The following is a 12,767-nucleotide window of genomic DNA, read 5'->3' on the forward strand; positions in this document are numbered from 1 at the left end:
TGATTCAGGATTATCTTTTGGTAACACGACCATCTCGAAACGGGGTGTAAATTCAGATGCGGATGAAATGCGGCGGTCATTCCGGGAGCGGGTTGGCGGCCATCCGGTTCGGCATCGGGCGCCATTGTCGTGTACGACGTGACGCACATGCCGGCGGCATTCCCGTCTGCCGACGCGCTCCGCCTTGACGGCGGGTCGCTTCAAAGCGGGAACGTCGTGGCTCCCGCAGCCGCGCGTTCCCTTCGAGTTAGATGACAACGAGGCCGGATGACATCCGGCTCGACCTCCGGGGGTTCTCGCCGTGTGCAGTTTCGATCTTCGCCAAAGCTGCGGAAACGCAGCGCGGAAAGGCGGCCATGCGCCGCCGGCCGCAGCGCACGCGAACGGTTCGCGGAGTGGAGAAAGTGATGGTTCGTTATGAATATGCCAATAACGCGCGATAAGAGCGCCGGCGCGGGGAGTGGTAACGGGCAGCGTCCGCTGATTTACTGGACGCAGTCGCCGTCCGTCATGCTGCGAAAGGAACTGTCGCGACGCGACTGGAAAGTGTCGATCGTCGCGCAGGCGAGTGAGCTGCGCGATACATCCGGCGAGATCACCTGCGGCATCCTCGACCTGAGCGGCGGCCACGCCGACGCGATCGGCAGCATTGCGTCGACCTGCGCGTCGATGCGCGACGTCGTCTGGGTCGCACTCGTCGACGTCGGCCAGACGGCTTCGCCGAACGTGCGCGCGCTGTTGCGCGACTATTGCTTCGATTACGTCACGTTGCCGGCGTCGCACCAGCGGATCGCCGATACGGTTGGCCATGCGTACGGCATGGAATGCCTGTTCGCGCGCGACCGCGAACGGCTCGAATCCGAAGAGAAAGGCATTGTCGGCACCTGCAGCGCGATGCTGCGGCTGTTCGATACGGTGCGGCGCTTCGCGCGCACGGACGCACCGGTGTTCGTGTTCGGCGAAACGGGGACCGGCAAGGAGTTGACGGCCGTCGCGATCCATCGCCATTCGGAGCGCCGCAACGGCCCGTTCGTCGCGGTCAACTGCGGCGCCATTCCGCCACATCTGCTGCAATCCGAACTGTTCGGCTACGAGCGCGGCGCGTTTACGGGCGCGAACGCGCGCAAGATCGGTTATGTCGAAGCGGCGAACGGCGGCACGCTGCTGCTCGACGAGATCGGCGACCTGCCGCACGAGAGCCAGGCAAGCTTGCTGCGTTTTCTGCAGGAGCGTGCGATCCATCGCCTTGGCGGCAGCGATCCGGTGCCGGTCGATGTCAGGATCGTGTCGGCGACGCACGTCGACCTGCGCGACGCGATGGAGGAAGGGCGCTTCCGGGCCGACCTGTTCCACCGGCTGTGCGTGATGCGCATCGACCAGCCGCCGCTGCGCGCGCGCGGCAAGGACATCGAGCTGCTCGCGCATCACATGCTCGAGCGCTTCCGCGGCGACGCGCGCCACCGCGTACGCGGCTTCTCGACGGATGCGATCACGGCGCTGTACAAGCACGACTGGCCCGGCAACGTTCGCGAACTGATCAACCGCGTGCGCCGCGCGGTCGTGATGACGGAAGGCCGCCTGATCACCGCCCAGGATCTCGAACTCGAATACTGTCTCGATGCGGCGTCGCCGTCGGTGGCCGACATCCGCAAGTCGATCGAGCGCGAGGCAATCGAAACGGCGCTGCTGCGCACGCGCGGGCGCGTCGCGGCTTCGGCGCGGGAGCTCGGGGTGTCGCGCGCGACGCTGTACCGCTGGATGGAGGCATACGGGATCGAGCGGCCGCGCGGGACGGGCTCGTCCGACTGAGATTCGACTGCGGCGCTCGCGGCTTGCGCAGCCGCGAGCGCCGCGTCAACCGGCCTGCGTGGCGCGCACCGCGCGCGCGGCGTTCACGGCGCGGATTTCCACGGCCGGCGGCCCATCCGCGGCCCCATTCTTCCCGGCCGTTCCAAGCGGAACGAGCACCACGCGCGCCGGCGTGCCGGGCGCGAGATGGAACCAGTCGTCGCGCGGCACGAATCCCGGCGCATCGATCTGCACATGGCGTGCGACGTGCCGTGTATCGATGTCGACGTGCCACGTGTCGCCGGTACGCGACACACACGCCTCCAGCCCGAGTTCGCGGCGCGCCAGCACCGCCGGATGCGTACGGGACGGGAAATGGAATGCCTGCGACAGCAGGGTGCCGTCGTCGCCGCGCAGGGTCGCGACGACGGTGTCGTGTTCGCAGGGCCCGAAGCGGTACGCGTAGGTCCAGTCGAAGAAGCGGCCGAGCAGCTCGGCCGAACCGATCCGCACCGTGTCGTGCGCGGCGATCCGAACCGGGCAGCCGGCCCGTGCAACCGCCGTGCGGCCGTCGCGCAGCGCGACCAGTTCGAGCGCCGCCGACAGCGGCGCGGGGCGCTCGTTGACGACATGCACGTCGAGCCCGTTCAGGCCTTCGTCGACGAGCAGCACCTGTACGGGTTGCAGCACCTGGCGCAGCGCATGCCACGCCGATTTCGGCCGGTGCGCGGCGTCGATTACCCCCCAGCCGGCACCCGGCATCACGTCCTGGAACTGCCAGACCAGCGCGCCGGCGCAGCGCGAGCCGGTGCGCCGCCATTCGGAAAACGTCTCGCGCATCACGTCGGCGACTACCGCGCGCGACAGTTCGAAGTAGCGCGCCGGATCCTCGCGCCGCAGCCGGTCGGGCACGACGTCGTACAGCGTCTGCAGATAGTGGTCGCGAATGTCCTCGAAATCCCACGACGTGCCGGGGTCGCGCGGCACGGCGGTTTTCCAGCGCGGCTCGTGCACGCCGGGCCAGCCGAGCTCGGCGAGCGTCGCGTCGCATGGCACGTTCGAGAACGCGAGGCATTCGCTCGCGAAGCGCACGTCCGCGCGGCGCGCGTCATCGAGCGGGCGCAGGTAGGCACCGACACCGTAATAGTGCGACACGCGTTCGCGCGGCATGAACGGCAGCACGCCGCCGTCGGGCGAATCGGGCACGTACGGGACGTCGGGCCGGCATGCGGCCGCATGGCCGGCCAGCCGGTCGGCGGTCAGCTCGAGGAAGCGCTGCTTCGGCCCGAGCCCGGACATCGCGGCCTGCTGCGCGATCTCGCTGCCGCCGCACAGGACGGCAAGCGACGGCGATGCGCCGTGACGCGAGAGGAACTGTCGGGCCTCGCGATCGACGTTGTCCGCGAATGCGGGATCGTCGAGCGCGTAGTCGAAGTTCGCGAACATGAAATCCTGCCAGACCAGCAGGCCGAGCCGGTCGCACCACGCGTGAAAGGCATCGGCTTCGTAGGTCATCGTGCCGCCGACGCGGATCATGTTGAAGCCGGCGTCGCGCGCGAGCCCGAGCAGGCGGGCGTAGGTGGCGTCGTCCGCGTGCAGCGCGAGCGGCGCGGCGCTGCTCCAGCACGCGCCGCGCGCGAACACGGGCACGCCGTTGACGCGCAGCCCGAAGCCCTTGCCGTCGGCGCCGGGGTCGACCTCGATCGTGCGAAAGCCCGTCGCGCCGAGCGGCCGACGCTCGGCGCCGATATGCAGCGCGATGTCGTACAGCACCGGCTCGCCGTGCGTATGCGGCCACCAGCGGCACACGTTGGGCACCGCGACGCTAGCGCGCAGGCGGTCGGGACCCGCACGTTCGAGCGTGGCGTGGTGCTGGCCGCACGACAGCCGTGCCGCGAGCGCGTCGGGCAGCGGTGCGGCGAACGTCAGGTCCGCGTCGAGCCAGCCGGTGTCGCCTTCGATGCGCGCATGCAGGTTGCAATCGGCGAGAACGGGCCCGTCGGCCGGATCGAGCACGTCCACGGGCCGCCACGGGCCGGTCGGCACATGCGGCGGAAACCAGCCCGGCATGTGCCCGAACAGCGACGTGCGGATCGTGCGCAGGGCCGCCGGCTCCGCGAGGCGCGTGCGCCAGCGCGCGCGGCGCGGCGCGCGCGCGTCGCGCAGGTGCGGGGCGAGCGCGCGGAAACAGAGGGTCAGCCGGTGCGACCCGTCGAGCGACACGGGCACGTCATGCGCGACGAACATGCTGTCGGAGCGGAGGATCGGCGTGTCGTCGAGCCACGCCTGCGCGAGCGTCGCGAGGCCGTGAAAGCGCAGCACGCGAGGCCCGTGTCCGCGCAGTTCGATCCGGTACCAGTGGTCGCGTTCGTCGAGCGATACGGCTTCGTCGAGCCGGCCGGCGAGCGCGAGCGACTGTGCGACGGTACCGGGCACGGCCGCCGGAATCCAGCCGTTGCCGGCGGCCGGGAGATCGCGCGGTTCCCGTGCGGCCCCCGCGGCCGTCGCCAGCATCGACCACGCGGGCAGGGCGCGCGTGCGCGTCACCGCATGACCGGCACGGGTGCCGCCGTGTCGCTGTGCACGGGCGTCATGTGCCGCAACGGCAAGCCGATCTGCCGCGCGCATGCGACCACGTCCGCGTAGGCGGCCTCGATCGCTTCGAGCGTCGAATCGCCGCGTTCTTCCTTGCCGCGCGCGCAGGCGCGTGCGAGCCGGAATTCCAGCACCATCGCTTCGGACGCGATGCGGTCGCACGCGGCGCGGATCTCGGCGAACGGCCCGACGCAGCCGCTGGCCTGCAGCCAGCGCGCGTAATGGCCGAACAGCTCGAAGTTCGCGCCAAGCTGCCGTACCGAGTTGAACGAGTACGCATGAAAGCGCTCGAGCGGCGAATCGGCGAGCGTCCGCGCGTCGGTCTGCAACTGCCGCCGGAACGCGGCGATCGGGTCGACCACCGGCAGGCGCCGCAGGTGGCGCTGCAGCGCGGCGAGCGACGTCTCGCACAGCGTGCGTTCGTCGAGCGGCGCAAACCGCCGTTTCGCGCATTCGACATAGGGCGGCAGCGTCATCGGCAAGCTGCCGCCGACGAGCCCGTCGTAGTCGAAATCCTCGGCCACGTAATAACCGCTGTTGTGGAAGTAGCCGATCTGGCGATTCGCGCGGTCGATCGCATCGATGCCGATCGTCGTCTTCGTGTGCTGCGTGCGGTAGCTGCTGCCGCGCGTATCGGGCAGGAACCACGCGTCGACTTCGACGATCATCAGGTGACCGCGCGCGACCTGCGTCTCGATGTGCCGGTCGAGCGGTTCGTAGATCGAGTGCTCCTGCACGACGATGCCGTACAGCCGCTCCAGTTCGTCGTGCGGAAACTTGAAGAACGTGAACTGGTCGCCCTCGAAATCGAGCGCGATCGTGAACGGCAGCGCCGCGTACGGATTGAAACCCCACCACCGGAGCACTTCGAGCCACATGTCGACGTAGCAGTTGGTCTGCTTCCAGACCATCTCCTGGCTGTGCAGCGGATGCGGCCGGTAGTGGCGCGCACGGTGGCGCACATCCTCGAACGACGCGTCTTCGCCGTCGCGGGACACGAATCTCATCGCGTGCCCCACAGCACGTCGCGGACTTCACGCGGCCATGCATCGATGTCGAAGCCGTGGTGGCGGAACAGCGCGAGCGTGAGCCGTTCGAGGCCGAAGCCGACGCAGCCCGTGTGCGCGACCTCGTCCGTCGCGGTGCGGATGTTCCACAGCAGCCCGAAATGGTCCATGTGGTAATTGAAGCTCAGGCAGGCGGTCTGGCGATCGTCGTGCTCGATCGGGATCAGCAGCTCGAACTTCAGGTTCTGCTCGCGCTGGCTGTTCGCGACGATCTTGCCGCCGCGCCCGAAGAACGGGTCGTTCGCGAGGTCGATCGCGTTGGGCAGGCGCAGCGCCTCGATCATCCGCGTGCCGCGTTCGATCCAGGTCTCGCGGAACGAGACGATCTGCTCGGGCGTGCCGATCCGCACGTATTCGCGCATCCGGAACAACTGCATGCGGGTCGGATCGAGCGACGGCTCGTGGCGGAAGCAGTACGAGAATACGTCGACGATCCGGCCGTCGGCCGGCAGCGCGCCCGCGCGCGCCACGACAGGGTAGACGGGGTAGCACGCGGCCGGCGTCATCACGACATAGGTCGGCTTCTGGCTTTCCGTCCAGTCGTCGCCGCGGTCGAGGCACTGCAGTACGCGCTGGTGCTGGCGTTCGTCGCCGCAGAACGCATGCACGCTGCCCGCGAGCTGCGGGAAGCTCTTCATGTATTCGCTGCGCTCGAACTCGATGCGGCTCATGGCCGGCGGAAAGCGCAGCACTTCGGCCTGCTGGTCGGCGCCGATGCGCGTGACGAACGCGTCGAGCGCTTCCACGACGCGCTCGAACCGTTCACTGCGGCCGAACAGGCCCTGAATGCCGGTCGAGACCAGCAGGCCCGCGTCGATCAGTTCGTCGCGCAGTGGGTTGACGCCCGGGCGGTCGAGCGGTGCGTCGGCGGGAGCGGAGGCGGCGGAGGGCACGGCAAGGCGATCGTTCACGTATGTTTCTCCAGCGTCGCAGGACGCAGCGCGAGCAGCAGGTTCGAGGTGTTGGTGGCAATGCGGTCGTTGCTGATCATCAGCGGCGCCGCATGCAGGTCGCGAATGTGGCGGCCGATGCTGAACGGCGTGCCTTGCTTGTAGCCGGCCATCCCGCAGATCATCATGGCCTGGTGCGCGACTTCCAGCGCGGTCGTCGACACGTAGGTCTTCAGCGTGTTGATCTCGGCGGCCCAGGCCATCCCGGCCGACCACGAGCGCGCGGTCGCATTCGCGTGGAGGCGCAGCACGTTGTCGACACGGGCCTGCATGGCCTGCATCAGCGCGAGCGATTCGGCGATGCGTCGCGACGCGGGCGACGGTGCGCCGTCGGTCTGGCGTGCCTGCGCGCGGAAGAACTGGTGCGCGCGATGGAACGCGTCGCCGGCCACGCCGATCCAGACCGCGGCCCACAGGATGTGCGACACCGGCACCATCGTTTCCTCGGCGATCTTCGCGAACGGCACCGGCAGGCACTGGACGGCGGCGCCTTGCGCGTCGAGCTCGAAACCGTTGCTGCAGGTGCCGCGCATCCCGAGCGTGTCCCATTCGCCGCGGCGCGTGAGCGTGTAGCCGTCGCGCAGCAGCGTGACGAGCACCTGCTCGGAAGCCGGGGCGTCCGCATCGCGTCGTGCGGTCGCGAGGATGCCGTCCGCATAGTCGCCGTACGAGATCGTCGGCGCGGATTTGCGCAGCCGGAACTCGCCGTTGTCGGTTTCGAGCGCGCACTGGCTTGCGCGCAGGTTGCCGCCGACGCCGTTTTCCGACGTAGCCGATGCGAGCAGCCACTGGTGGCGCACGAGTTGCTGCAGGAACAGCTTGTGCCAGCCCTGGTCGACCGCGTGGTCGACGATGCAGGCGACCTGGATCTGGTGCATCGCGAACACCATGGCCGACGACGCGCAGGCCTGGCCGAGAATCGAACAGGCCGACGCGATGTCCTCCAGCGACGCGCCAGCGCCGCCGAGATGGGTCGGCACCATTGCGCCGAGCAGGCGGCGCGCGCGCATCGCCTCGATCGCCTCGACGGGGCAGCGCGCGTCGCGGTCGACCGCGTCCGCGTGCTGCGCGGCGATCTGCGCGACGGCATGCGCGGCCTCGTCGAGCCGACGCGCATCGCTGTCGGTCGCGAGTTCGGGAAGCAGCGCGCTCATGCGGAATGCTCGGTGCGTTGCAGCGTGGCGATCGTGTCCGCGAGCGCGTCGATGCTGCGGAACAGGTTGCGGTTCAGCATCTCGTCGGGAATCTCGATGTTGAATTGCTTCTCGATCGCGAGCATCAGCTGGATCGTATCGAGCGACGAGAGGCCCGCTTCGTAGAGGTCGTCCCCGTCGCCGATCGAATCGATCGCGGCTTCGAGGTGGGCGACGTGCTTGAGGATGGTTCTGATTTCGTTTTTCACGTGCTGCTCCGGCGTGCGTGGTGTCGTCCGCTCGGGCAGACGCGGCATACGCGCTGACGTCCCCCCGGCAGTCCGGCATCAGTAGACCATTGGCAGGCACGGCGTTCTGTTCGCCACCCTACAAACCGCTAACCCTGCGTACCGAGGAAGCGCAACACCGAAGCGCCGCGCGGGCAGGCGGGGAGGCGGGTCAGGCGCGCGAAGCGGCCGGCACACCCGAGTCGGCCGACAGGATGCGCTTCATCTCGTCACGCACGATCGCGCGGCAGCCGCACGACATCTTCTCGAGACCGTCGAGGTCGGCGAGCTCGATCGAACTCCGGTATTGCCGGATCAGGCCCAGCTTCTGGATCTCGCCGGCGGCATCGGTGACCGTTTCGCGCCGCACGCCGAGCATCTGCGCCAGCATGCTGTGCGTCACCTGGATCTCGATGCTGCGGGTCCGGTCGTACGCGAGCAGGAACCATCTGCATAACTGATGTTTGAGCACGTGATGACGGCTGCAGAACGTGATCTGCGAGACCTGCGCCATCAGCAGCCGCACGCAGACGAACACGAGATGGCGAATGACCGGCGACGCGTCGAACGCGGCGGCGAACACGCGCCGGTCGAGCCGGTAGGCGAAACCGTCGCGGCAGGCCACTGCCCGGCAGGGCATCCGGCCGCTGCCGCCGATCACGTCGTCGCACGCCACGCTCTCGCTGCCGATCTCCGCGACTTCCAGCGTCATGCCGCCGGACGACACGTACTGCAGCGAAATCGCGGTCGTGACGGGCAAGTAGACTGCGGCGAGCATTTCGCCGGGCTCGCAGAGCACTTGCCCCGATTTCAGGTGGACAAGTTGAAGGTGGGGGGCGAATGTCGCGAGCTCGTCGCGGTCGACGGCCGCGAGAAACCGGTTCGCATCGAAGCTGTGAGAAAGCTCGATCATGCCGTTCGCGTACGCGACGGTGTCAGGGGCCTGGTGAGTCACGGCGCATCCTCGTAGGGTGGCGGTCGCGCGTCGTCTCGGCGATACCCCGAAAATGGGGAATTCGCACGATCGTGCGGACTTTTGTTCGTCAGAAATGGAGTGACGATACTCGCGAAAAGGCTAACACGCCATTGAATTCGATCAATTGCACATTGCGTCATTTCACAAAGTTTGACGATTTTTGGCGGGCGGGAATGTTATCCGGATTTAATGATTCGTTTTAGTGGAATTAATCATCCGGAAATCGAATGGGACGTTTGACATTCATTCGATGTCGAACGGGAATCAATCGAACGGTGCCGTGCTTCGTGCGGAGAAAGTGCCGGGCGGACATTGAACATTATTTGACAATCGAATGACGCTAGCAAAAATATCTATAAAAATCAATTGTGTACGAGTGAAATGTGCGTCAGGTAACAGAGCCTGAATTTAGTGTGTCGATTCAAATTTGAGACAGTTTCAAACGGCCGTGCGAGGCATGATGCCGCAGCGAAGTGCTGCAGGGCACATCACGGAAACAATTGAAAATCGACTGTAAGTATATGAGCGACAAGCCTGGCAGCCCCGCCGTATCTGTCTTGGTTCGATGCAGGGGAAATGATCAGTCAAATAGCTCGCGGTGTCCGGCGCCCGGAAGAGTGTCCGGAAATGAGACGCTTTTTCTGGTTTTGAGCCGGTAATTCGGGCGATCTAAATCGGGCGTGATTCACATATTAAGGATGGACAAGGTTTGGCACGTAAATCGCTTATTCGGGCTGGCGTGTCGAAACGGGACGGCCGATTCGATCCGGCGGCAATGAGCCGAGGGTCGGTCGGAATCAGGGTTGTGGGCCGCAACCACCGCCGACGTCCGGGCGCGCATCGCGATAACGAGTTCCGTGCCCGCGGCTGCAAGCGGCGCGAACGATAAAAGGGATACAGACATGCTTCATCTTCACTCGAGCTACTCGGCGAATGCCATCCTCGATGCCCTCCCGGAGGACAGCATCCGCACCATCGCACCGCATCTCGAACTGGTCAGGATCAAGGCCGGGATGCTCGAGCGGGTCGGCGAACCGATGCGCCACGTGCATTTCCCGACGACGTCGATGATGTCGGTGCAGCACCTGATGGAGGATGGTGCGATGGTCGAGGTGGCGCAGGTCGGCCGCGAGGGAGTGGTCGGTCTGGCGACGCTGGTCGGTGGCGCCGCGGCGTCGCACCGGATCGAGGTCCGCATCGGCGGGATGGCCTATCGTGTGCCGAGCTGCGTGATGCGCGCCGAATTCGAGCGGTCGCCGGCGACCTACCGGCTGCTGCTCAGCTACTGCCAGGCCGCGATGGCGCAGATCTCGCGCAGCGCGCTGTGCAACCGGCATCACTCGGTCAGCGAGCAGCTCAGCCGCTGGCTGCTGCTCGCGCACGACCGCATCGACGGCGACGAACTGGCGGTCACGCAGCAGACGATCGCGAACATGCTCGGCGTGCGGCGCGAAGGCGTGACGGAAGCGGCCGGCAACCTGCAGGAAGCCGGACTGATCAGGCAGCGCCGCGGCCGCATCACGGTGCTCGACCGCGACGGCCTCGAACATCACGCGTGCGAATGCTACGACCTGATTCGCGCCGACTATCGCAGGCTGCTCGGCACGCGCGAGACGGCGAGGCCGACACCCGTTCGGCCCCGCATGCCGGACGGGCATCGCGGGTTCCCCGCACATGGTGCGTGACGATGCAGCCGAGGTTCGGTGGAACGAATGCGATGCGGCGTGCCGCGATCGCAGCGACCGACGCCGTACTCGTGCTGGCCGGCGCGCTCGCGGCGCAGGCGGCCTCGGGCCTCGCGTGGCGCGCGCTGTCCGACGCGCAGCGCGGCGCGATCGCGCTGCTGTGCGTGCTGACGGTGGCGTTGCTGCCGCGCTACCTGCGCACCGTGCGCGGCAGCGTGGCGCCGCAAGGCGGCACGCATGCGCTGACGCAGACGATCGTGGCGCTCGTCTGCGCGAGCGTGCTGACGGTGGGCGCCGCGATGTGGATCATGAACCGCGGCGGCACGATCACGACACGCTGGATCGCGCGCACGGTGCTGGCCGGCGACGCGGCGCTGCTGCTCGGCCGTGCCGCGCTGCTGGCGCTGGCACTGACGCGCGACGACCCGCGCGCGCGGCAGCGCCGCGTCGCGGTGGTCGGTGCGACGGCGTACGGGCGTGTCGCGGTCGAGCGGATGCAGCTCGCGCCGCAGGGCCCTTTCGTGGCGGCGTGCGTATTCGATGACGACGCGCCGGCTGCCGCGGGCGGCATCGGCGGCGTGCCGGTGATCGACGACTGGAACGCACTGCGCGACCTGATTCGCGGTGGCGAGATCGACGAGGTATGGCTCACGCTGCCGATGTCGCAAGAGTGGCGGATCCAGCGCATCGTCCGCGAGTTGCGCGACGAGTTCGTGGAATTGCGGCTGCTGCCCGACGTGCGGCAGATGGCGATGGTCGATCGCTCGGCGACCGACGTGCTCGGCATGCCGGCGATCAATCTCGCGACCACGCCGCGCTCGGCGCCGGAGCTGTGGGCGAAGTTCGCGTTCGACCGGCTGTTCGCATTCGGTGTGCTGATTCCGCTGCTGCCGCTGCTGTCGATGCTGGCGATCGCGGTCAAGCTGTCGTCGCCGGGGCCCGTGCTGTTCAGGCAGCGCCGCAAGGGCGTCGACGGCCGGGAGTTCGACATCCTGAAGTTCCGGACGATGCGCGTGCATCGCGCACAACCGGGCGTCGTGCGGCAGGCATCGCGCAACGATGCGCGCATCACGCGCGTCGGCGCGTTCCTGCGGCGCACGTCGCTCGACGAGTTGCCGCAGTTCTTCAACGTGCTGTTCGGGCAGATGTCGGTCGTCGGCCCGCGTCCGCATGCGATCGAACACGACGACCTTTACCGGCAACTGATCGACTGCTACATGTACCGCTACCGCGTGCGGCCCGGCATCACCGGATGGGCACAGGTGAACGGCTATCGCGGCGAGACGCGCAAGGTCGAGGCGATGGAGGCGCGCGTCAAGTTCGACCTGTTCTACATGCAGAACTGGAGCTTCTGGTTCGACATGAAGATCATCCTGTTGACGGTCGTGCGAGGGTTCATCGGCCGGAATGCCTTTTGAGGATTGCGAATCGTCCGGTGCGGTAAATCACGCCGGCGAATCCGTCGGTGGATCGATGCCGAACCGAAGGACAGACGCGATCATGCGGCGAATTGCTGCGCTGCGGCTGCGCTGACGGGCGTTGCGGCGTGAATCCTGCATCGTGTTTTCGCGTCCGTCCCCAGTTTCCGCAAGCCTTCACGTGCATCGCGGGGCACGCTGATTCCGGTCAACACACGCGTGTGCAATGGGTTTATCCTGCATCGAATGCGTCCGGCGCCTGATGCGTCCGGGCGCGTATCCGTGGCGCGGCGGCGCCGGTCGAACCTTGCCCGTCGCACACCGGCGCGACACTGCGCGCGACCATTTTCCGCGCGGAACCCGGAACAGGAGAGACGGCCATGGCGCTCGACGCACAACAACGGCAGACGCTGAAACAGCGGCTGAACGAGAGCGAGCAGACGTTACGTGCGGAGATACGCACGAGCGAAGACCAGCGCGCGTCGGAATCCTATGCAGATCTCGCCGGCGCGGCGCCGGACGAGGGCGACGAGGCGAATGCGGACCTGTTCGTCGACGTCGATCATGCATTGATCGGCATGAAACTGACCGAACTGCGCGCGGTCGGCCGCGCGCAGCAGCGGATGCGCGACGGCAGCTACGGCGAATGCATCGACTGCGACGGTTCGGTCGGCTACGAGCGCCTGCTGGCGCGCCCGGCCGCCGAACGCTGCACGCATTGCCAGTCGATCTACGAGCGGCACTACGCCACGACGCCGCGCGCCACCCTCTGACGTCGCGCCGCAACGTCGCTGCACGCGACGCACGGCCGGCGTACGATGACGAACGTGCGCCCGGCGGCGTCGGCATGCGGCACCGCGCGGGCAGA

At 67.4% G+C, this 12,767-nt stretch carries 10 protein-coding genes; 4 read left to right on the forward strand and 6 right to left on the reverse strand.

From position 1 onward, the window contains the following. Positions 1-417 precede the first annotated feature (417 nt). A complete protein-coding gene (locus ACTJLD_RS11305; RefSeq protein ID WP_034196042.1) occupies positions 418-1,809 on the forward strand; it encodes a sigma-54 dependent transcriptional regulator in 1,392 nt (463 codons plus the stop codon). A 45-nt stretch (positions 1,810-1,854) separates the two neighbouring features. Here ACTJLD_RS11305 and ACTJLD_RS11310 read toward each other — a convergent pair whose 3' ends face one another. From ACTJLD_RS11310 to ACTJLD_RS11335, 6 genes are all read right to left on the reverse strand, one after another. Next, positions 1,855-4,335, reverse strand: a complete 2,481-nt coding sequence (locus ACTJLD_RS11310) for a glycoside hydrolase family 2 protein (protein ID WP_146253249.1) — start codon at positions 4,333-4,335, stop codon at positions 1,855-1,857. Next, positions 4,332-5,390 carry a DUF1839 family protein gene (locus tag ACTJLD_RS11315; protein WP_440658757.1) on the reverse strand — a complete coding sequence of 353 codons (1,059 nt, stop codon included), beginning with the start codon at positions 5,388-5,390 and terminating at the stop codon, positions 4,332-4,334. Before ACTJLD_RS11315 ends, ACTJLD_RS11310 begins: the two co-directional genes overlap by 4 nt. Continuing rightward, positions 5,387-6,361, reverse strand: a complete 975-nt coding sequence (locus ACTJLD_RS11320) for an amino acid--[acyl-carrier-protein] ligase (RefSeq protein WP_059696323.1) — start codon at positions 6,359-6,361, stop codon at positions 5,387-5,389. The genes ACTJLD_RS11315 and ACTJLD_RS11320 overlap by 4 nt, the downstream gene beginning before the upstream one ends. Then, entirely contained in the window at positions 6,358-7,554 is a 1,197-nt protein-coding gene (locus tag ACTJLD_RS11325; RefSeq protein WP_027791415.1) for an acyl-CoA dehydrogenase family protein, read from the reverse strand. The genes ACTJLD_RS11320 and ACTJLD_RS11325 overlap by 4 nt, the downstream gene beginning before the upstream one ends. Further along, positions 7,551-7,802, reverse strand: a complete 252-nt coding sequence (locus ACTJLD_RS11330; protein ID WP_006490451.1) for an acyl carrier protein — start codon at positions 7,800-7,802, stop codon at positions 7,551-7,553. Before ACTJLD_RS11330 ends, ACTJLD_RS11325 begins: the two co-directional genes overlap by 4 nt. Before the next feature lie 190 nt (positions 7,803-7,992). After that, positions 7,993-8,775 (reverse strand): Crp/Fnr family transcriptional regulator, encoded by a 783-nt coding sequence (locus ACTJLD_RS11335; protein ID WP_027791416.1) that lies wholly within the window; start codon positions 8,773-8,775, stop codon positions 7,993-7,995. A 923-nt stretch (positions 8,776-9,698) separates the two neighbouring features. Here ACTJLD_RS11335 and ACTJLD_RS11340 point away from each other — a divergent pair. The 3 genes from ACTJLD_RS11340 to ACTJLD_RS11350 all read left to right on the forward strand — a co-directional run bounded on the left by ACTJLD_RS11340 (position 9,699) and on the right by ACTJLD_RS11350 (position 12,672). Beyond that, the gene (locus ACTJLD_RS11340) at positions 9,699-10,481 is read left to right on the forward strand and encodes a Crp/Fnr family transcriptional regulator (RefSeq protein ID WP_027791417.1); all 783 of its coding nucleotides are present in this window, start codon (positions 9,699-9,701) and stop codon (positions 10,479-10,481) included. 2 nt (positions 10,482-10,483) lie between these two features. Beyond that, complete coding sequence (locus tag ACTJLD_RS11345; protein WP_027791418.1) at positions 10,484-11,899, forward strand: undecaprenyl-phosphate glucose phosphotransferase; 1,416 nt, start codon at positions 10,484-10,486, stop codon at positions 11,897-11,899. 380 nt (positions 11,900-12,279) lie between these two features. Beyond that, entirely contained in the window at positions 12,280-12,672 is a 393-nt protein-coding gene (locus tag ACTJLD_RS11350) for a TraR/DksA family transcriptional regulator (protein WP_034196043.1), read from the forward strand. The last annotated feature ends 95 nt before the right edge of the window (positions 12,673-12,767 follow it).

This window comes from Burkholderia sp. 22088 (assembly GCF_052045915.1).
Taxonomy (GTDB): Bacteria; Pseudomonadota; Gammaproteobacteria; order Burkholderiales; family Burkholderiaceae; genus Burkholderia; species Burkholderia cepacia.